Genomic DNA, 20827 nt, shown 5'->3' on the forward strand with positions numbered 1-20827 from the left:
CGGACCGGTCGGCGTGCCGACCGGCGAACCCGTGGAGGTGTCCCAATGAGCCTGTCGCCGGTCGAGGGCGTCGCGCTCGCCGAGATCGAGTCGCCCGGCGAGGGTGACGAGGACGGTAAGAAGGAGTTCGTCGGCCGGTCACCCGGCCAGCTCGCCCTCGCGCGGCTCAAGCGGGACCGCACCGCGCTGATCAGCGGCGGTCTGCTGGTGTTCTTCGTCCTCGTCGCGCTCGCGGTGCCGCTCATCGAGGCGCTGTACGGGGTGGGACCGAAGGAGCAGTTCCAGAACCGCCTCGACGGCTACGGCATGCCGCTGGGCTACGCCGGTGGGGTGACCGGGGAGCACTGGTTCGGGCTGGAGCCCGGCCTCGGCCGGGACATCTTCATCCGGATGGTGCACGGGCTGCGGACATCGCTGTTCATCGCCTTCGCCGCCGCCGTGCTGACCGCGGTGATCGGCGTGACGCTCGGAACGCTCGCCGGCTACCTGGGCGGCTGGCTGGACACCGTGATCAACTGGATCACCGACCTGACCCTGGCCATGCCGTTCCTGATCATCGCGCTGGCCCTGATGCCGACCGTCGCGCTGCGCTTCTACGGGCAGCGCGAGGCCGTGCCGGCGTACTTCCAGATCGGTGTGCTCATCGCGATCTTCGCCCTGTTCGGCTGGACCGGTACTGCCCGGCTGGTCCGGGGTCAGATCATCGCGCTACGGGAGCGCGAGTTCGTGGAGGCGGCGCGGGCCAGCGGCGCGGGTCTCGGGCACATGCTGTTCCGCCAGTTGCTGCCGAACGCCTGGGCACCGATCCTGGTCGCCTTCTCGCTGGCGGTACCGCAGTACATCACCAGCGAGGCCGCGTTGTCGTTCATCGGCGTCGGCCTCACCGACGAGACGCCGAGCTTCGGCCGCATGATCTACCGCAGCCTCGACTACCTGCAGACCGACCCGGCGTACGTCTTCTTCCCGGGCATCACCATCTTCGCGCTCGTGTTCGCCTTCAACCTCTTCGGTGACGCGCTGCGCGACGCGCTCGACCCGAAGTCGTCCCGGTAGGAGGCCGGTCCATGACGCGATTCCTCATCCGCCGGCTGCTGTCCGCCGCGCTCACGCTGTTCGCGGTGAGCGTGCTCAGCTTCCTGATGTTCTTCGCGCTGCCCCGCGATCCGGTCACCGGCATGTGCCCGAAGAACTGCAACCCGGAGCGACTGGAGCGGGTCCGCCAGGAGCTGGGCCTGCGCGATCCGCTGATCAGCCAGTACGCCGGCTACATGAAGGGCATCTTCACCGGCCGGGACCTGGGCAGCGCCCAGGGCGGTCGGTGCGACGCCCCCTGCCTCGGCTGGTCGTACGTGTCGAACGAGGCGGTCTCGGACACCATCGCCCGGGTGCTGCCGGTGACGCTGAGCATCGTCATCCCGGCCGCCATCCTGTGGCTGCTGCTCGGCGTCGGCCTGGGCATGCTCTCGGCGCTGCGCCGGGGCAGCTGGCTGGACCGGGCGGCGATCGGCTTCTCGCTCACCGGCGCCTCGTTGCAGCTCTACTTCGTCGGCGCGGTGCTGCTCATCGTCTTCGTCTACAACCTGCGCCTGCTGCCGGTGCCGAGCTACACCTCGTTGTTCGACAACCCGTTGAAGTGGACGAGCGGGCTGGTGCTGGCCTGGGTGGCGCTGGCGTTCCTCTTCTCCGCGATCTACGCGCGACTGTCCCGGGCGCAGATGCTGGAGACACTGTCGGAGGACTTCGTCCGGACCGCGCGGGCGAAGGGCCTGGCCAAACGCAAGGTGTACGGCCGGCACGCGCTGCGCGCCGCGATCACACCCGTGGTGACGATCGCCGGTCTGGACGTGGGCGGGGCGCTGGGCGGCACGGTGATCACCGAGACGACATTCGGTCTGAACGGGATGGGGCGTACCGCTGTCGACGCGGTCCGCTCGGGCGACCTGCCGACGATCATGGCGACGGTGCTGATCGCGGCGGTCTTCGTGGTGCTGGCGAACGTGGTGGTGGACCTGCTCTACGCGGTGATCGACCCGCGGGTACGGCTCGGCTGAACCGCGACGAAATTTATCGACAACTGTTATCCAACTCGTAGCTTTTCTTCTTTACGATCCTCGGGACGTCGGCGGATGCGCTCGGCGCACGGGTGGAGGAGGTAGGACATGCGACCACGCGCAGCGGCCGCCGCTGGCGGCGCCATCGCACTGGTTGTGGCACTCGGTGCCTGCTCGGAGAACACGGGCGAAGGCACCACTGTGGACGGCAACCGGCAGCAGACCGGGGTCATCGCGACCGACCCGAAGGACTCGCAGGGCCCGGCCGCCGAGATCGACGGCGCGGCCAAGGGCGGGACGTTCACCATCATCCGGGAGACCCCCATCTCCCACCTGGACCCGCAGCGGACGTACTCGTTCGCCGGTCTGATGGCCAACCCGCTCTTCGCCCGCTACCTGACCACCTGGAAGGACGACGGCAAGGGTGGCCTGGTCCTCGTGGGTGACCTGGCCGAGACGCCGGGCAAGAACGTCAACAACGACTGCAAGGTCTGGGAATTCACCATCAAGGACGGGGTGAAGTTCGAGGACGGCAGCCCGATCACCTCGAAGGAGATCGCGTACGGCATCGCCCGCTCCTTCGACCCGGACCTCACCGGCGGCCCCACCTACATCCAGGAGTGGCTGGCCGACACCGCGCAGTACGACACCAAGTGGGACTTCAAGAAGAACAAGACGTCGCTGCCGCCGGGCCTGACCACGCCGGACGACAAGACGCTGCGCTTCGAGTTCGCCAAGCCGCGCTGCGACCTGCCGTTCGCGGTCTCGCTGCCCACCACGGCGCCGCTCAAGCCGGAGAAGGACACCGGGGTCAACCTCGATCAGAAGCCGTTCTCGTCCGGCCCGTACAAGATCGCCAAGAACCAGGTCGGCGTCCAGCTCACGCTCGACCGCAACCCGAACTGGGACGCCAAGACCGACCCGGTGCGGCACCAGTACCCGGACCAGTTCGTGTGGAGCTTCGGACCGACCGCCGACGCCGCCAACAACCGGGTGATCGCGGACAACGGCGCCGACCAGAGCGCGCTGGCGTTCAACTCGGTGCCGGCCTCGCTCGTGGCGAAGGTGGCCGGTGACCCGGCGCTGAAGTCCCGCACGCTGCTGTCCCCGACCCCGAGCGCCAACCAGCTCGTGATCAACACCCAGCGGGTCAAGGACCTGAAGATCCGCCAGGCGCTCAACTACGCGATCGACCGCGAGGGCCTGGTCAAGGCGCTCGGCGGCCAGACCGTCGCGCAGCCGATCACCACGCTGATGCCGCCGTCGACAATCGGCTACAAGGCGTACGACGCGTACCCGGCCGGCGCCAACGGCAACGTGGAGAAGGCCAAGGAGCTGCTCGGCGGCCAGACGCCGGAGCTGGTCCTCGGCGTTGCCGACAACACCACCGAGCAGGCGGAGGCGGTCCAGCTCAAGGGCAACCTGGAGCGCGCCGGCTTCAAGATCACCGTCCGGAACATCCCGGACGACGCGAAGCTGGACGAGGTCAAGAAGAAGAACAACCCCTGGGACCTGTACATCGGCAACTGGGCGGCGGACTGGCCCAGCGGCGCGTCGATCCTGCCGGTGCTCTACGACGGCCGGACCATCAAGGCCGAGGGCAACAGCAACCAGTCGTACTTCAACGACGACGCGATCAACGCCGAGATGGACCGGATCCTGGCGCTGCCGCCGTCCGAGCAGGGCCCGGAGTGGGGCAAGCTCGACGAGCGGATCATGAAGGAGCACGCGCCGGTGGTGCCGCTCTACGTGGACGTGGCGTACAACGTGCACGGGTCGAAGGCGGGCGGGGTGTTCATCTCCTCCGTGTTCGGCTACCCGAACTTCGTCAACGCGTACGTCAAGCAGTAGCCACACCTGTGGTCGGCGGAAGGGCCCCTCGTCGAGGGGCCCTTCCTCACAGGTAGCGGCGGAGGAAGTCCAGCTCCAGCCGGAGCAGGCGCTCGGACACGCCGCCGGCGGCCAGGTGACTCGCGCCGGTGAGCGGCAGCACCGCGTGCGGGCGGCCCGTCGCCAGCAGCGCCGCCGACAACCGCAGCGTGTGCGCGGCGAGCACGTTGTCATCGGCCAGGCCGTGCACCAGCAGCATCGGCCGGGCTTGCGCCGGGTCGCCGAGCGGCTCGGCGGCCAGCTCGACCAGCGAGTGGTGGGCGTACACGTCCATCCCGTCGTCCGGCATGCCCAGGTAGCGCTCGCTGTACGCGGTGTCGTACAGCGCCCAGTCGGTGACCGGCGCGCCGACGATCGCGCACTTGAACAGCTCCGGGTGCCGCAGCACCGCGAGCCCGGCCAGCCAGCCGCCGAACGACCAGCCGCGCACCGCCACGCGTTCCAGGTCCAGATCCGGGTGCTTGTCGGCGAGCGCGGTGAGCGCGTCCACCTGGTCGGTGAGTGTCACGTCGGCGACCCGCCTGTGGATCGCCTTCTCGAACGACGGCGCGATGCCCGGCGTACCCCGGTTGTCGATGGTGACCACCGCGAAACCCTGCTCGGCCCACCACTGCCGCTCCAGCCAGACACCGCGCGCCGCCACCACCTCCTGGTGGCCGGGCCCGCCGTAGATGTCCAGCAGCACCGGCAGCCGGGTGCCCTTGACGTGCTCGGCCGGGTAGAGCACCGCGCTGGGCAGCCGCCTGTCGGTCACCCGGACCATCGTCGGCCGCGGCGCGTACGAGCAGGTGGCGGCGAACGAGCGCAACTCGCCCACCTCGCGGTCGCCGTGCCATACCCGCCAGCGGACCCCGGCGTGCTCCAGCGACGCGATGCCCACCGCCAGCGTGGACCCGCCGATCGAGGCGGTGTGCCAGCCGGGGTCGCTGCCCATCCGGCGGGCGTCCATGCCGCCGCCGATGGTGGTCCGCACCCGGTAGAGGTGGCGCTGGCTCGGTTCGCCCTCGCTCGCCTCCACCAGCAGGTCCGCCGCCGCGTTCGGGCCGTTCGGCAGCCGTCCGACCACCCGCCGCACGTACAGCGACGGCGGGGTGAGCAGGGTGCCGTCGGCGAACAGGCAGCGGGCGTCGTACCCGTCGTGGGCCAGCTCGCCGCCGACCAGCACCCGTCCGTCGGGCAGGTGCGCCGGGGTGCCGGGGATCGGCTCCACCCAGCGCGGGTCGGCCAGTTCGGCGTGCACCTGCGTCTCCCCGGTGCGCGGGTCCACCGCGAGCACCAGGCCGTGCTGCTGCGAGCGCCGCAGCACGGTGATCAGCGGGCCGCCCTCGGTCCAGTCCACCGAACTCAGGTACGGATAGGTCTCGCGGTCCCAGTGCACGTCGACCCAGCCGCCGTCGAGGTCGAGCAGGTGCAGGCTCACCTCCGCGTTCGGCCCACCCGCCACCGGGTACGCGAGCGACGTCGGCGGGGTCGCCGGGTCGGCCGGGTCGTGCAGGTACCAGCGTTCCAGGCGGGACTCGTCGACCCGGGCGGCCAGCACGCTGCGCCCGTCCGGCGCCCACCAGTAGCCCCGGTAGCGGTGGAACTCCTCGGCCGCGATGTGTTCGGCCAGCCCCCAGGTGACGCCGTGGTCCTCGCCGGCGAGCAGGTTGTCCGTGCCGTCCGGCTCGACCACCCGCAACTGGCCCCGGCGCACCCCCTCGGTGGCGTCGGTGACGTACGCGAGCCGCTCACCGGCCGGGTCGGGGCGCGGGTCGATCACCGGCCCGATCGCCGCCACCTCGATCACGTCGCCGTGCACCAGGTCGGCCCGGAACAGCCGCCCGGCCAGCGCGAACGCGGCGACCCGGCCGGCCGAGTCCAGCGCGTACGAGCCGATGCCGCCGGAGCTGAGCCGCAACCGTTCGCGCAGCGCCCGTTCGCCGGGGGCGAGGCGGGCCGGCTCGGCGTCGGTGCCCAGCAGCACCGCCGGGTCCGCCACCAGTCGTTCCTCGCCGCTGTCGACGTCGAGCAGCCAGAGCGCGTCGGCCGGGTCCTCCGGTCCCGCGGAACGCAGGAAGATCACCCGGGCGCCGTCGCCCGCGACGGTGACGGCACGCGGCGCCCCGTGGCTGAACCGACGGGTACGGGCGGCCAGCTCGGGAAAGTCCACGCCTGCAGCGTAGGCGGGCGCCGGAGGTGATGTGGCCGACCTGGGCGGACGCATCACCGTCGAGCGGGCAGGACCGCCGGTTAGAGTGACGGGCGTGACGACGCTGCCCGACCGACGCCTTCTGCTGGTCCACGCGCATCCGGACGACGAGTCGATCGGGACCGGCGCGACGATGGCGCACTACGCCGCCACCGGCGCCCACGTCACGCTCGTGACCTGCACGCTCGGTGAGGAGGGCGAGATTCACGTCCCGGCGTTGGCGCAGCTCTGCGCGGCCGAGGCGGACCAGCTCGGCGGCTACCGGATCGGCGAGCTGGCGGCCGCCTGCGCCGCGCTCGGCGTGACCGACCACCGGTTCCTCGGCGGCGCGGGCCGCTACCGCGACTCCGGCATGATGGGCCTGGCCACGAACGAGCACCCGCGGGCGTTCTGGCAGGCCGACCTGGACGTCGCCGCCGGATACCTGGTGGAGGTCATCCGCGAGGTCCGCCCCCAGGTGCTCGTCACGTACGACCCGGACGGCTTCTACGGCCACCCGGACCACATCCAGGCGCACCGGGTGGCGATGCGGGCGGTGGAACTGGCCGCGGCCGAGGGGATCGCCCCGGCGAAGGTCTACTGGACGGCGATGCCGCGCAGCGTGCTCGACGCGGGCCTGGAGACGTTCACCGAGTCCTCGGACAACCCGTTCGCGGGCATCGAGAGCGCCGACGAGCTTCCGTTCGGCACGCCTGATGCGGAGATCGCCGCCCGGATCGACGGCACCGACCAGCACGCCGCCAAGGAGGCGGCGATGCGCGCCCACGCCACCCAGATTCCGGCGAACTCGTGGCTCTACTCGATCGCCGGCAACTTCGGCGGCGAGTTCATGGGCGTCGAGTACTTCACGCTCGCGGTCGGTGAGAAGGGGCCGGGCACCGGCCCGTACGGCTGGGAGGACGACCTCTTCGCCGGGATCGCCCTGGACGACCCGCGGCGGTCCCCGGTCGCGGCGGCCGGTCTCCGGTGACGCTGCCGGCCGTACCCGTGTCGACACTCCCCGAGCAGCCGCCGACGGCCGCGACGCCGAGCCCGGCGGAGCGGGTGCTCGACCGCGCGCTGCGGGTGGCCGGCGGCGTCGTGACGGTCTGGGCCGGCGTCCTGCTGGCGCTGCTCGACCTGATCTTCGCGACGTGGGCCTGGGAGACCGTGCAGGGCCGCTCCGGCGGGCTGCGGGCGCTTCTCGGTATCGGCCTGGTGACCGCCGGCGTCGTCGCCGTGGTGGCGACGACGGTGCTGCTGGGCCGGTTCGCCCACCTGTCGACGGGTACGCGCTGGGCGGTGGCGCTCGGCGCGCTGCCGTGGTTCCTGGTGATCGTGGTGGGGGGTTTCCGGACCGTCGAGGGCGATCTGGCGCTCGCCGGTGACAACGTGCTCGGGCTCGCGCTGATCGTGGCCGGCGCGGTCACGTTCGCGGTGCTGGGCTTCCGGCACCTGGTGACGCCGCCCGACGCACGGTGAGGTGCTGACGCCGCACAGCTCGCGGTGGTAGACATTCCAGCCAAGAGGCCCGCCGAGGGAGCGGGCGGTACGGCGGGAGGCGTGCGATGGGTCAGCGGTGGCGTGCGGTAGGCGTGCTGGCGGCCGCGTTGTTCGGGGTGAACGTGGTGGCCCGGCTGGTCATCAGATTCGCGTTCCCGGACGACGACACCGCGTCCGGCCGCGTCTCGCTCGCCATGTTCCTGGTCATCGGGCTGATCCTGGCCGGCACCGCGTTCCGGTGGGGCGCCGACCGGCCGCTGAGCCGCTGGGCCGGTGACCTGGCCGCCGCGGTCGCGGTCGCGCTGGCGCTCACCGTGTTCGTCGGTCCGCTGCTGGTCGGGGAGAACCCGTTCGGCGGCGGCGCGGGCCTGTTCTTCGCGCAGATCTGGCTCTATCTCGCTGCGACCGCGGCGGGCGTGCTCGTCGGCTACCTGATCCTGACCGCGCTGGGCCGGGACTACCGGTCCCGCCAGCTCAAGCGGTACGCCGAGATGAAGCGCACCCGGCCTCGCAAGATCGTCCGGCGCTGACCGCTCCGCCGGTCAGGCCGCCGGGGCGATCCGGGTCAGGTAGGTGTGGTGGGTGGTGAAGCCGAGCCCCCGGTAGAGCGCCACGGCGCCGGTGTTGCTCTGCTCGACCTGGAGGAACGCGTGGGTGGCGCCCTCGGCGGCGCCCCACCCGGCCAGGGCCCGTACGACAGCGGCGGCGAGCCCTCGGCGGCGCGCCTGCGGCACCGTCTCCAGCAGGCTGACGCCGAGCCAGCGGCCCTCGCCGGTCACCGTGCCCCGCCCGACCGCGAGCAGTCGGCCGTCCTCGCGCAGTTCGGCGAAGCGGACCCGGGGCGTCCCGGTGAGCACCTGCCGGGCGGCGTCCGGCAGCCCGCCCTTGCGGCCGGCGGCGATCGCCAGCCAGTCGTCGGCGGGCGCGTCCGCCAGCGTCACCGGCGGCGCGCCGGCCGAGGCGTCGCCCGGCAGCGGGGCAGCGGTCAGGGTGCGCAGCGGGACGGTCTGCACCAGCACCGGCGGCCGGGACGTCCAGCCGCGCGCGTCCAGCTCCGCCCCGACCGGGGCGGCGAGCGGCAGCGGAGTGTTCACCAGGGCGGGCCCGCCGCGCTCGGCGTACCAGCGCTGCACCGCGTCCAGCGCGGCGGGCAGCGGCCGGTCCGGGTCGCCCACCGGCAGCGCGCTGTTGGCCCGGCCGGTCCAGCCGTCGGCCCAGCGCAGCCGCCAGTCGCCGAGCCGTCCGCGTACCGGCGCGGGCCACGCCTCGTCGGCGGCCAGTTCCAGCGCGACCACGGCGGCGGCGGTGGGCCGCCGGGCCGGCGGCACCCGCTTGGCCCGGTGCACCTCGGCCACCGGTACGCGCAGTGGCCCGGCGTCGGTGGACAGAGTGATGTGGGTCTCGCTCAGCTCCACGAGCTCGCCGAGCGCGTCGGAGAACAGCGTGCGGCCCTCGCGAATCCCCACAATCCGGCGGACCACGATCCGGTGTCCCACGTCCTGCTGTCGGAGCACGATCGACCCCCTCCCCGGCGAGATACTAGGCTCTTACCGTTGCGGTTGATCGCGACGAGTCTTGCGGAGGAGAAGACCGGTGACCTACATCATCGCCGAGCCGTGCGTGGATGTGCTCGACAAGGCATGCATCGAGGAGTGCCCGGTCGACTGCATCTACGAGGGCAACCGGATGCTCTACATCCACCCCGACGAGTGCGTCGACTGTGGTGCCTGTGAGCCGGTCTGCCCGGTGGAAGCGATCTTCTACGAGGACGACGTCCCGGAGCAGTGGAAGGACTACACCGGGGCCAACTACGAGTTCTTCGAGGACCTGGGCTCGCCCGGTGGCGCCTCGAAGATCGGCAAGGTGGAGAAGGACGCCACCTTCGTCGCCGCGCAGCCGCCGCGCGGCGAGGGCCACTGAACCGGCGCTCGCCGGTCTCGGCACGGCTGCCCGACTTCACCTGGGACACCCTGGACGCCGCGGCCGCCACGGCCGCGGCGCACCCGGGCGGTCTCATCAACCTGTCGATGGGCACGCCGGTCGACCCGGTGCCGGAGCTGATCCGCCAGGCCCTGGCCGACGCGTCGAACGCGCCGGGCTACCCGCTGACCGCCGGTACGCCCGCCCTGCGGGACGCGATCGCGGCGTGGGTCGCGCGGGCCTGCGGCGCGGGCGTCGACGGCCTGGGTGTGCTGCCGACGATCGGCTCCAAGGAGCTGGTGGCCTGGCTGCCCACGCTGCTCGGGCTCGGCCCCGGTGACGTGGTGGTGGTGCCGTCGGTGGCCTACCCGACCTACGAGGACGGGGCCCGCCTGGCCGGCGCGACGACGGTACGCACCGACTCGCTGACCGCGCTGGGCCCGGATCCCCGGGTCCGCCTGGTCTGGGTCAACTCGCCCGGTAACCCGACCGGCCGGGTGCTGCCCGCCGCCCACCTGCGCAAGGTGGTCGAGTGGGCGCGAGAGCGCGGCGCGGTGGTCGCCAGCGACGAGTGCTACCTGCCGCTGGGCTGGGACGCCGAGCCCGTCTCGGTGCTCTCGCCGCAGGTGTGCGGCGGCTCGTACGACGGCGTGCTGGCGGTGCACTCGCTGTCCAAGCGCTCCAACCTGGCCGGCTACCGGGCCGGGTTCGTCGCCGGTGACCCGGCGCTGGTGGCTGAGCTGCTCAAGATCCGCAAGCACGCGGGTCTGATCGTACCGGCGCCGGTGCAGGCCGCGATGGTGGCCGCGCTCGGCGACCAGGAGCACGCCGACGCCCAGCGGGAGCGCTACCGCGTCCGGCGGGAGAAGCTGCGTGCGGCGTTCACCGCCGCCGGCTTCACCGTCGAGCACTCGGAGGCCGGGCTCTACCTCTGGCTCACCCGGGACGAGGACTGCTGGGAGACAGTGGACTGGCTGGCCCGCCGGGGCATCCTGGTGGCCGCCGGTGTCTTCTACGGCCCGGCCGGTGCCCGGCACGTCCGGGTGGCCCTCACCGAGTCCGACGAGCACGTGGACGCGGTGGCCGGGCGGCTCGCCGAGGCCTGACGTGGCCGGCGGGCTGGCGCGGGCGGCGGTGGTCGGTACCGGGCTGATCGGCGGTTCGGTGCTGCTGCGGCTGCACGCCGCCGGGCTGGACGTCGCCGGTTGGGATCCCGATCCGGCGGCCCGCCGGCTGGTACGCGACCGGGGCATCGACGCGCCCGACACGGTCGAAGAGGCGGTCACCGGCCGGGACGTGGTGTTCCTCTGCGGCCCGCTGCCCACGCTGCCGGCGACACTGGCCCGGGTCGCGGCCGTGACCGACGACGACTGCGTGCTTACGGACGTGGGCAGCGTCAAGGCCGAGGTGAGCACCGCCGCCACCGTGCAAGGGCTCGGGCACCGGGTCGTGCCGGGGCACCCGATGGCCGGCGCGGACCGGGCCGGAGCGGGCGCCGCCGGCCCGGACCTGCTCGACGGCGCAGCCTGGGTGCTCTGCCCGGGGCCGGCCGGCCTGGGCGCGTTCCGGCGGCTGGCGGTGCTGCTGGTGGACGTCTTCCACGCCCGGGTGGTGCCGATGTCCGCCCCGGAACACGACGGCGCCGCCGCGCTCGCCTCGCACGTACCGCACGTGCTGGCGGGAGCGCTGGCCGGCACCGTGCACCGGTCGGCGTTGCGGGACGCGGTGCTGACGCTCGCCGCCGGCAGCTTCTCCGACGGCACCCGGGTCGCCGGCGGGCCACCCGAACGGACCGCGAACATGCTGCTCGGCAACCGGGACCGCGTCCTCGCCGAACTGGACGCGCTCGGCGCGTTCCTGAGCGAGCTGACCGAGGCGCTGCGCGGTGGCGACGCGGGTGCGCTGGCGGACCGGTTCGCCGAGGGGCGAGACGTCCGCGCGACCCTGCGGGCGCGTACGTTCAGCACGCACCGGCGGGAGTTCCCGGCCGCCGCCGACCACGCGGGCGAGCTGGCGTACCTGCGGGAGCTGGGCGCGGCGGGCGGTCACCTGAGCGGGGTACGGGAGACGGCCGGCTCGGTCACCTACACGGGGCACCTGCCGGCCACCCCGCCGTTAGGCTGAGGGCATGGCTGACGCACCGGTCGTGGCGGTACGCGGTGAGGCGTACCGGGAGGTGGCTCCCGAGCTGGCCCGGTTCACCGTGACGGCGACGGCGCGGGACCGGGACCGGGAGACCACGCTGACCCGGCTGGCCGAACGGGCCGCCGCGGTGCGCGCGCTGCTCGACGCGGCCGAGCCGGCTGTGGAGCGCCGGGAGACCGGCCAGGTCCACGTCCGGCCGGTGACGAAGCGCTCCGGCGACCGGGTGGTGGCCTACCAGGGCAACGTGAGCACCACAGTGACGACCACCGACTTCACTGCGCTCGGCGAGCTGATGCTCCGCCTGGCCGACCAGGAGCAGGTGGAGGTGGCCGGGCCGGTGTGGTCGCTGCGGCCGGACAGCCCGGCCTACCGGGAGGCGCGGCAGGCCGCGATCGCCGACGCGCTGGTCCGGGCCCGGGAGTACGCTGAGGCGCTCGGCGCCCGGGTGATCGCGTTGCGCGAGCTGTCCGACACCGGGATGAGCGCCGGGCCGCCGATGATGATGGTCGGGGCGGCCTACTCGCGCTCCGGCGAGCCGGAGCGCGAACTGGAACTGGACCCGGCGCCGCAGCCGGTGCAGGCGGCGGTCGAGGCGCGGTTCACCATCAGCGAGCCGGTGCTGGGCTGATGCCACCGGCGGAGGTGCTGCCGCTCGACGAGCTGGTCGCCCGAGCGCGGGCGCTGGCCGAGACCGGCCCACGTCAGCTGCTCGGCATCGCCGGGGCACCCGGGGCGGGCAAGTCCACCCTGGCGGAAGGGATCGTGGCCGCGCTCGGCCCGGTCGCCCGGCTGGTCCCGATGGACGGCTTCCACCTGGCCGGGTCCGCGCTGGCTCGGCTGGGGCGGGCGGGGCGCAAGGGCGCGCCGGACACGTTCGACGTCAACGGCTTCGTGTCCGTGCTGCGCCGGTTGCGCCGGCTGGAACCGACGTCGGTGTGGGCGCCGGAGTTCCGCCGGGACCTGGAGGAGCCGGTCGCCGGGGCGATCGAGGTGCCGCCCGAGGTGCGCCTGGTGGTCACCGAGGGCAACTACCTGCTGCTGCGGGACGACCCGTGGGAGGAGGTACGCACCCTCGTACACCAGATCTGGTTCCTGGATCTGGACGCGGAGTTGCGGCTGCGCCGGCTCACCGCGCGCCATGAGGCGTACGGGAAGTCGCCGGAGCAGGCCCGCGCCTGGGCGCTCGGCAGCGACGAGGAGAACGCCCGGCGGGTCGCCGGCACGGCCGGGCACGCCGACCTGGTGGTACGCCTGGCCGAACCGCCGCAGGCGTGACGTCGGCCGGCCCGCCGCCGCAGTGGTGCACGGTCAGCCGGTCCGCTGGCGTGGCGACGGCACGGTGCGGCGCAGCAGCCGCGCCACCACCGCCCGCTCGCGGGTGAACTCCACCGACTCCGGATAACCGCTGTGGCTACGGATGGGCGGGTCGGCCACCTCGCCGCCGGACGGGTGCAGCGCCTCCGGGTCGGCCACCGGCACGTCTCGCTGACCGGCGCTGACCTGCCAGCCCAGCGGGTCGGTGTCCCGCCAGAAGTTCGTCCAGGCCACGTGCCCGCCGGGCCAGGTGAGCGCGCCGGCCAGCGCCCGCAGCCGTTCCGGCCCGAAGTAGGACGGGAAGACCCGCCCGTAGAGCCGGGTGAGCTGGCAGCCGTAGGAGAAGAACCAGGTCCGTAGCCGCCACCGCCGGGGCAGTTGCAGCAGCACCGCGGCGCAGATGACGGTGCCCTGGCTGTGCCCGGAGAGGACGACGCCGTCCATCCGGTCGGCGTGGTGCGGCGGTAGCGCCAGCAGGCCCGCCACCCGGGTCTGGAGTTCCGGTACGGCGCGTTCGGCGTAGCTGGGGGGTGCGAGCGGATGCGCGGCCCGGGGCCAGAACGTGCACACGTCCCAGATCACGCCGACCGAGCGGCGTACCGAGTCGGTGCGGTAGACGAGCAGCCCGAGCGCCGCCATCACCACCGGCAGCCAGCCGAGGAGGGCGTCGCCGCGCTCGGCGGTCCAGTGGATGGCGGTCTGCCAGCCGGACGGGGACAGCGGGCTGGGCCGCTCGCCGGACAGCGCGGCGGCGCAGCAGAGGGTGACCAGGGCGGCGCAGAACGCGGCGTAACAGCCCAGCAGCCGTACCGCGTGCTCGCCGATCAGGCGGTGCAGCGCCCGGTAGGTGCTGACGTCGCGGCAGCGCCGCAGGTCGTGTGCGGACAGGCCGGGGGTGGCGGCCAGCCGCGCGTACTCGACCCGGCGCAGCCGGTGCAGCATGACGACGGCCCGGATCAGCAGTCCGATCAGCGCGGCCAGGCCGATCGCGCAGGCCAGCCCGGCCCAGAAGACGGCCAGCGGCGGCACGACCCGGCTCGGGCCGCTCGGCTCGGCCGACGCGTCGAGCCGGTCGCTGACCCAGTAGAGCAGCCCGGCGCAGTACGCCACCGCCATCATCCAGCCGAACCCGGCGATGACCGCCGGGGCGCAGCCGCGCCAGGCGAGATCGGTGTACGCGCCGAGTGGCTGGGTCGGCACCGGCGGTCGCAGGCGGGGCAGGAACAGTCCGGCGGCGGCCAGCGCGACGGCCGGACCGACGAGCATCCAGGTGCGCAACTCGCCCGGTGCGGCGGGCAGCACGGGCAGCCCGCGTTCGATCCAGGTCGCGCCGACCGGCAGCAGCACCATCCCGGCGACGGGGCCGATCAGCGCCCGTCGGCCGGAGCGGTTCGCTGCGGCGATGGCGAGCAGCAACAGCACCTGGTACGCGAGCAGCCACGCGACTGCCGTGTCGTACCCGGGCAGTGACCTGTCGGTGCGGCAGCCGGCGGTGACCGGCTGCGCCGTGCACCCGTCCGGCGGCCGGTACGCCGACAACGGCTGCCCGGCCGCCCCGTCGGGGAGCAGCAGCAGGGTGAACGCCCCGATCAGTCCGAGCGCGGTGAGCGCCACGACCGCCGCGCTCCACCGGCCGAGCGGGGTGGCGCCCTGCCGCCGGCTCAGCCACGGCCGGGCGACAGCTACCACGGCGATCATCACCACGGCGGCGAGCAGCGCCACTGTGGGCCAGGCGACGGCGGCCCGTACGCCTCGCGGCGGGTCCATGATCATCACTGCGGCGACCGGTACGGCGGCGGCGCTGACCGCCCCGGTGCACAGGTGCAGCACGGCGGCCCGGCGCAGTTGCCCCTCCCCGTTCCAGAACGTCGGGTCCTGGAGCGGGTTCCGTGGCGGTTCACGCGGGTCCGGCCGGCTGTCCGGTTCGCCGTCCTCCCGGGCCGCCCCGTGGTGGTGCGGGTCCGCGGGCATCTGCGCCTCGTACTGGTAGGTGCGGAAGGCGACGAGCCCGATCCCGGCCAGCACGAGCAGTGGCAGCAGCAGCCCGAGCGCGAGCGTCCGGGTGCCCTCGCGCCACCAGGGGGCGCCGAGGAACTCCCACGGCCCGGGTATCTTGCCGAGGCAGTCCGCCTCGACGCACTGCCAGGCGATGAGGTCCACGCCCACACCGGTCACCGTGACGACGAGCGTGCAGGTCAGGCTCAGACAGAACAGGCGGATGAGCCAGGCGGTGATGCCGGACCGGCTGGCCCAGCGTTCCTGGTCCGGGTCGGGCGGGATGCCGGCGCGGGCGTGCAGCGCGACGTTCGCCAGCGCGAACGGGAGCATCAGTGTCCACAGCGCCCGTTCCACGTCCCGCCGGGTCCGCGCGCCGGAGGTCAACTGGCCCCAGCTGTACGCCTCGACGGTGATCGGGTCGTCCCGGCCCGCCGCGCTGGACCGGTAGAAGCCGGTGGTCTGACCGCCGGCGACAAGCATTGGTTGCGCACCGTCACCGTTGGCGCCCGCGGTCAGGCCGAGCAGCTGATCCGGCGGGGTGTTGGAGACCCCGTGCACCCGCAGTTCGAGGACCCGTTCCATCGTGCCTCCCGGTAAACGCACTACTACCCAGAGTGCGTGAGAGGACGGGAATCCGCATCCGCTGGAACGGTTGTTTCCCCAGCTCAGGACGGCTTGCTCAGGCTCCTGATCGGGCGAGCAGGGTTACCCACCGCCACCACGTTCGCCGGTAGGTCGCGCGTCACCACCGCGCCGGCGCCGACCACCGTGTTCTCGCCGATGGTCACTCCGGCCAGCACGATCACCCCGCCGCCGAGCCAGACGTTGTCACCGATGGTGATCGGTTTTGCGGACTCCCACTTGGCCCGGCGCGCCTCCGGTTCCACCGGGTGGGTGGCGGTGAGCAGTTGCACGTTCGGTCCGATCTGGACGTCCGCACCGATGGTGATGCGGGCGACGTCGAGGAACACCGCGTTGAAGTTGACGAACGTCCGCGCGCCGATGTGCGTCTGGTGTCCGTAGTCGCAGTACAGCGGCGGCCGGACCCAGGCGTCCTCGCCCAGCGAGCCGAGCAGTTCGCGCAGCGCGGCGAGGCGTCCCGCCGGATCGTCGGCGGAGCTGCGGTTGAAGCGTTCGCCGAGCCGGGCCGCCCGCTCCAGATCGGCGATGATCGCGGGATCGTCGGCGATGTACTGCTCGCCGGCCAGCATCCGGTCCTTCATGGAGGTCATCGCCCGATCGTCCCGGCCCGCTCCGGTGGGTGGTGGCGGTTCCGTCGGATCGGCGACTTCCCGATACATACGCGGTATGTAATTCTGATACCCGCATCGATGTGTCTCCCATCGATGAAACGTTCGACGAAGGAGGAAGGTTGCTCCGGAACCGCAGAAAGCTGACGGCGTTCGGCCTCGGCCTGACGCTGGCGCTCGGCCTGCCGGTGCCCGCGCTGGCCGCCGCGCCCACCGCGCCGACCGGCCCGTCCGCCCGGACCGGGCCGTCCGCCCCGGCCGGCGTCCAACCGGTCACCGTCACCCTGATCACCGGCGACCGGGTCACCGTCGCCTCCGGCGGCCGTGCCGCGGTACGCCCCGGCGCCGGCCGCGCCGGCATCCAGTTCCTGGTCGGACGGGAGCGCGACCGGCTCACCGTGATGCCGCAGGACGCGCTCCCGCTGGTCCGCGCGGGCAAGCTCGACCGGCGCCTGTTCGACGTGAGCGGGCTGATCGAGGCCGGGTACGACGACGCGCGGCGCGGCAGCGTACCGCTGCTCGTGACGTACCGGCCGGGGACGGCCCGGCGGACGGCGGCCCCGCTCGCCGGCGCGCGGGTGACCCGCGACCTGCCGGCGATCGCCGGCGCGGCCGTCGTCGCCGACAAGGGTGACACCGGCGCGCTCTGGAAGGAGGTGAGCGCCGACCGCTCCGGTGCCCGGCTCGACGCGGCGGGGGGTGTCGACCGGATCTGGCTGGACGGCCGGCGGCGGCTGACACTCGACCACAGCGTGCCGCAGATCGGCGCGCCGACCGCGTGGGCGGCCGGCTGGACCGGTAAGGGCGTGCGTGTGGCGGTGCTCGACACCGGCGTCGACCTCAGCCACCCGGACCTGGCCGGCAAGGTCGCCGAGTCGCGCAACTTCACCGAGGAGGCGGACCCGGACGACATCGTCGGGCACGGCACGCACGTGGCCTCCACCATCGCCGGCAGCGGCGCCGCCTCGGGCGGGAAGTACCGGGGCGTGGCGCCCGACGCCACGCTGCTGTCCGGCAAGGTCTGCGAGGTCTACGGCTGCACCGAGTCGGCCATCCTGGCCGGCATGCAGTGGGCCGCGGCCGAGCAGCACGCCACAGTGGTCAACATGAGCCTCAGCGGCGGCGACACCCCGGACGTGGACCCGCTGGAGGAGGCGGTCGGGACGCTGACCGAGCAGCACGGGACGCTGTTCGTGATCTCGGCCGGCAACGACGGCGTCGACGGTTCGGTCGGCTCGCCGGCCACCGCCGACGCCGCGCTCGCGGTCGGCGCGGTGGACCGGGACGACGCGCTCGCCGACTTCTCCAGCCGTGGTCCCCGGGTGGGCGACGGGGCGATCAAGCCGGACATCACCGCGCCGGGTGTGGAGATCGTGGCCGCGCGGGCCGCGAACGGCCAGATCGGCGACCCGGTGGGGGACCGGTACGCCTCGCTGTCCGGCACGTCGATGGCCGCCCCGCACGTGGCCGGCGCGGTCGCGCTGCTCGCCCAGCAGCACCCCGGCTGGACGCCCGAGCGCTACAAGGCGACGCTGATGGCCTCGGCGAAGCCGCACCCGGAGCAGACCGCGTTCCAGCAGGGCGCGGGCCGGGTCGACGTCGCCCGGGCGATGACCCAGCAGGTGACGAGCGAACCGGCCTCCGTCTCGTTCGGTGTGGCGGCCTGGCCGCACACCGACGACAAGCCGATCAGCCGGACGGTCACCTACCGCAACGGCGGGACCGCCCCGCTCACGCTCGACCTGAGCACCCGGTTCACCGGGCCGGGCGGGCGGACCGCGCCGGCCGGCATGCTGACCCTCAGCACCTCCCGGCTCACCGTTCCCGCGGGCGGCAGCGCCCAGGCGACAGTGGTGATCGACACCCGGCTCGGCGGCGCCGACGGCTACTGGACCGGCCGCCTGCTCGCCCGCGCCGGCGACACGGTGGCGGTGACCCCGCTCGCGGTCGACCGCGAGGTGGAGAGCTACGACCTGACCGTGACCCACCGCAACCGCTCCGGCGCCCTGACCGACGGCTACTACACCGTTCTGCTCGGGCTCGACGACGGCAGCTACCGGGACGTCTACGGCGCCGGCGGCGAGACCCGGATCCGGGTGCCGAAGGGCCGGTACGGCGCGCACAGCCTGATCTTCGTCGACGGTGACCAGGGCTGGTCGGAGGTCTCCTTCCTGGCCCAGCCGGAACTGGTGGTGGCCGGGAACCAGCGGCTCACGCTGGACGCCCGGCGGGCGAAGCCGATCCGCACCACGGTGCCGCAGCGCGGCGCGGCACCACTGCTGATCGACCTCACCGCGGCCTGGGGATTCGGCGACTACTACAACAGCTTCGGGCTGTGGACCGACCGGTTCGAGGGCCTCTACTCGGCCCAGATCGGCCGCACCGTCTCCGACAAGGTCTTCGTCGGCGCGCTCGCCAGCCAGTGGGCCGAGCCGACCGCGCCGGAGCGCAGTCCGTACTTCTACGGCCTGAACGACCTGTTCCCGGGCCGGTTCCCGACCGGCTTCGTCCGGCACTACCGGCCGGCCGACCTGGCCGCCGTCACGAACCGGTTCGCCGCCGGCTACGCCGGGATGGAGAACGAACTGGTCGTCTACGCGGAGCGCGACTACAACATGGGCGGCTCGGCGATCGTCCTGCCGGTCCAGGTGCCGGGCAAGCGGATCGACCACCTCAGCGTCACCCGGACCCGCTGGAGCGCCGAGCTGGCCTTCGGTGAGCGCTCCGAGGAGGGCTGGCTGGAGCCGCGGGCGGCGCTGGAACGAGTGCCGACCCGCTACCGGGCCGGGCACACCTACCGGGACGAGTGGAACAAGGCCCCGTTCGGCCCGTCGTTCCCGCAGCCGCAGTGGCCGGAGCAGGGCATCACGCGGACCGGCGACACCCTCGTCGTCTCGCTGCCGGTGCACAGCGACGCGGCCGGGCACCCGGGCGGTTCGCTGAACGACACCGAGCACACCCGGCTCTACCGCAACGGCGAGCTGGTCGACGAGTCGCCCTACCCGGGGTACGGCGAGTTCACAGTGCCGCCGGGAACGGCGAACTACCGGGTGGAGACCACCGCGACGCGCGGCTTCACCGACCTGAGCACCGAGGTCTCGGCGAGCTGGACGTTCCGCTCCAAGCGGGTACCGGGTGACGTGCCGGCCCGGCTGCCGGCCACGGCGGTCCGGTTCACCCCGCCGCTGGCGGTGGACAGCTCCGCCCCGGCGGGCCGGACGTTCACCGTGCCGGTGACCGTGCAGCGTCAGCCCGGCGCGCCGTCCGGCCGGGTCGTGGCGCTCACCGTCGACGTCTCCTACGACGGTGGGAAGACCTGGCAGAAGGCGGCACTGAAGAAGCAGGGCGGGGCGTGGACGGCCACCGTCCGGCACCCGGCCGGCCCCGGGTACGCGTCGCTGCGGGCCACCGCCCGTGACGACGCCGGCAACACCGTGACCCAGCGGATCATCCAGGCGTACCGCCTGCGGTGAGCCGGCCGTCCGGGTCCGCGCGCGCCGCGCGGACCCGGACGGGGGTACGGCTCAGTCGTTGGCGTGCAGCGCCGCGTTGAGCGTGATGCCCTGGCCGGTGCGGGGCTTCGCCTCCAGCGCGCCGGTCACCGAGTTGCGCCAGAACAGCAGCCCGTCGACGCCGGACAGCTCGCGGGCCTTGACCGTCCGGCCGTCCGGCAGGGTGATCTTCGAGGCGGCGGTGATGTAGCAGCCGGCCTCCACCACGCAGTCGTCGCCGAGCGTGATGCCGACACCGGCGTTCGCGCCGACCAGGCTCCGCTCACCGATGCGCACCTTCTCCGTGCCGCCGCCGGAGAGCGTGCCCATGATCGAGGCGCCACCGCCGATGTCGGAGCCGTCGCCGACCACCACGCCCTGCACGATCCGGCCCTCGACCATCGAGGTGCCCAGCGTGCCCGCGTTGAAGTTGACGAAGCCCTCGTGCATCACAGTGGTGCCGGAGGACAGGTACGCGCCCAGCCGGACCCGGTCCGCGTCCGCGATCCGCACCCCGGACGGCACCACGTAGTCGGTCATCCGGGGGAACTTGTCCACCCCGTACACGGACAGGTGGCGGCCGGCGGCCCGCTCGATGACGCGCAGCTCGTCCACCCGCTCCGGCGGGCACGGCCCGGCCGACGTCCAGGCCACGTTCGCCAGCTTGCCGAAGATGCCGTCGAGGTTCAGCTCGTTCGGCCGTACCAGGCGGTGGGAGAGCAGGTGCAACCGAAGGTACGCGTCGGCGGCGTCCTTGATCGGGTCGTCCAGCGAGCCGATCAGCGTGGTCACCTCGACAGTGCGCAACCCGGGCAGCGCCCGCTCGCCGATCGCGCCCGGCGGCAGGTCGAGCACGTCGGCCCGGTCCTCGCCGGGCACCAGCGGCAGCTCGCCCAGGCCCAGCTTGCCGGTCGGGTACCAGGTGTCGAGCACCTGGTCCTGCGCGGTGACGGTGGCCAGGCCGATACCCCAGGCGGATGGTGCGGACGTCACGGTGACACCTCTCTGCTCCGGCGGCGGCGTCCGCCGCTGCTCGCGGCCGGGGACGCGGCACGTGTCCCTCGCGCCCACCGAGGATGACGGTACCGTGCGAGA

The 20827-nt window shown here is 73.3% G+C and carries 17 protein-coding genes; 12 read left to right on the forward strand and 5 right to left on the reverse strand.

The window, feature by feature from the left end; translation table 11 throughout:
• Positions 1-45: 45 nt before the first annotated feature.
• From IRY44_RS11705 to IRY44_RS11715, 3 genes are all read left to right on the forward strand, one after another.
• Positions 46-1053: an ABC transporter permease gene (locus IRY44_RS11705; protein ID WP_194800442.1), complete on the forward strand. Its 1008-nt coding sequence runs from the start codon at positions 46-48 to the stop codon at positions 1051-1053.
• An 11-nt stretch (positions 1054-1064) separates the two neighbouring features.
• Positions 1065-2051, forward strand: coding sequence for an ABC transporter permease (locus IRY44_RS11710; protein WP_013288442.1), 987 nt, complete (start codon positions 1065-1067; stop codon positions 2049-2051).
• Positions 2052-2159: 108 nt separating this feature from the next.
• Positions 2160-3902 (forward strand): ABC transporter substrate-binding protein, encoded by a 1743-nt coding sequence (locus IRY44_RS11715; RefSeq protein WP_194800443.1) that lies wholly within the window; start codon positions 2160-2162, stop codon positions 3900-3902.
• Between the two features lie 46 nt (positions 3903-3948).
• Here the strand turns inward: IRY44_RS11715 and IRY44_RS11720 are convergent, their stop codons facing one another.
• Positions 3949-6093 (reverse strand): prolyl oligopeptidase family serine peptidase, encoded by a 2145-nt coding sequence (locus IRY44_RS11720; protein ID WP_194800444.1) that lies wholly within the window; start codon positions 6091-6093, stop codon positions 3949-3951.
• An 85-nt stretch (positions 6094-6178) separates the two neighbouring features.
• On the opposite strand from IRY44_RS11720, the gene mshB reads away from it, so the two are divergent.
• From mshB to IRY44_RS11735, 3 genes are all read left to right on the forward strand, one after another.
• Entirely contained in the window at positions 6179-7102 is a 924-nt protein-coding gene (gene mshB / locus IRY44_RS11725; protein ID WP_194800445.1) for an N-acetyl-1-D-myo-inositol-2-amino-2-deoxy-alpha-D-glucopyranoside deacetylase, read from the forward strand.
• Entirely contained in the window at positions 7099-7593 is a 495-nt protein-coding gene (locus IRY44_RS11730; protein ID WP_194800446.1) for a hypothetical protein, read from the forward strand. The genes mshB and IRY44_RS11730 overlap by 4 nt, the downstream gene beginning before the upstream one ends.
• Positions 7594-7679: 86 nt before the next feature.
• Positions 7680-8144, forward strand: coding sequence for a hypothetical protein (locus tag IRY44_RS11735; protein ID WP_194800447.1), 465 nt, complete (start codon positions 7680-7682; stop codon positions 8142-8144).
• A 12-nt stretch (positions 8145-8156) separates the two neighbouring features.
• On the opposite strand, the gene IRY44_RS11740 is transcribed toward IRY44_RS11735, so the two are convergent.
• Positions 8157-9128 carry a GNAT family N-acetyltransferase gene (locus IRY44_RS11740; RefSeq protein ID WP_194800448.1) on the reverse strand — a complete coding sequence of 324 codons (972 nt, stop codon included), beginning with the start codon at positions 9126-9128 and terminating at the stop codon, positions 8157-8159.
• Between the two features lie 79 nt (positions 9129-9207).
• Between IRY44_RS11740 and fdxA the strand changes: the two genes are divergently transcribed.
• The 5 genes from fdxA to IRY44_RS11765 are packed head-to-tail and all read left to right on the forward strand — an operon-like array spanning position 9208 to position 12954.
• The gene (gene fdxA, locus IRY44_RS11745; RefSeq protein ID WP_007464872.1) at positions 9208-9534 is read left to right on the forward strand and encodes a ferredoxin; all 327 of its coding nucleotides are present in this window, start codon (positions 9208-9210) and stop codon (positions 9532-9534) included.
• Positions 9531-10640 (forward strand): succinyldiaminopimelate transaminase, encoded by a 1110-nt coding sequence (dapC, locus tag IRY44_RS11750; RefSeq protein WP_269698159.1) that lies wholly within the window; start codon positions 9531-9533, stop codon positions 10638-10640. The genes fdxA and dapC overlap by 4 nt, the downstream gene beginning before the upstream one ends.
• A gap of 1 nt (position 10641) precedes the next feature.
• Positions 10642-11658: a prephenate dehydrogenase/arogenate dehydrogenase family protein gene (locus tag IRY44_RS11755; RefSeq protein ID WP_194800449.1), complete on the forward strand. Its 1017-nt coding sequence runs from the start codon at positions 10642-10644 to the stop codon at positions 11656-11658.
• 4 nt (positions 11659-11662) lie between these two features.
• Entirely contained in the window at positions 11663-12307 is a 645-nt protein-coding gene (locus tag IRY44_RS11760; protein WP_194800450.1) for an SIMPL domain-containing protein, read from the forward strand.
• Entirely contained in the window at positions 12307-12954 is a 648-nt protein-coding gene (locus IRY44_RS11765; protein ID WP_194800451.1) for a nucleoside/nucleotide kinase family protein, read from the forward strand. Before IRY44_RS11760 ends, IRY44_RS11765 begins: the two co-directional genes overlap by 1 nt.
• Positions 12955-12987: 33 nt before the next feature.
• Here the strand turns inward: IRY44_RS11765 and IRY44_RS11770 are convergent, their stop codons facing one another.
• Positions 12988-15573 (reverse strand): hypothetical protein, encoded by a 2586-nt coding sequence (locus IRY44_RS11770; RefSeq protein ID WP_194800452.1) that lies wholly within the window; start codon positions 15571-15573, stop codon positions 12988-12990.
• A gap of 83 nt (positions 15574-15656) precedes the next feature.
• A complete protein-coding gene (locus IRY44_RS11775; protein WP_194800453.1) occupies positions 15657-16223 on the reverse strand; it encodes a sugar O-acetyltransferase in 567 nt (188 codons plus the stop codon).
• Positions 16224-16363: 140 nt separating this feature from the next.
• On the opposite strand from IRY44_RS11775, the gene IRY44_RS11780 reads away from it, so the two are divergent.
• Entirely contained in the window at positions 16364-19714 is a 3351-nt protein-coding gene (locus tag IRY44_RS11780; protein ID WP_194800454.1) for a S8 family serine peptidase, read from the forward strand.
• A 51-nt stretch (positions 19715-19765) separates the two neighbouring features.
• Here IRY44_RS11780 and dapD read toward each other — a convergent pair whose 3' ends face one another.
• The gene (dapD, locus tag IRY44_RS11785; protein WP_194800455.1) at positions 19766-20725 is read right to left on the reverse strand and encodes a 2,3,4,5-tetrahydropyridine-2,6-dicarboxylate N-succinyltransferase; all 960 of its coding nucleotides are present in this window, start codon (positions 20723-20725) and stop codon (positions 19766-19768) included.
• Positions 20726-20827: the final 102 nt, after the last annotated feature.

The organism is Micromonospora sp. ANENR4 (assembly GCF_015354395.1).
Lineage (GTDB): Bacteria > Actinomycetota > Actinomycetes > Mycobacteriales > Micromonosporaceae > Micromonospora > Micromonospora aurantiaca.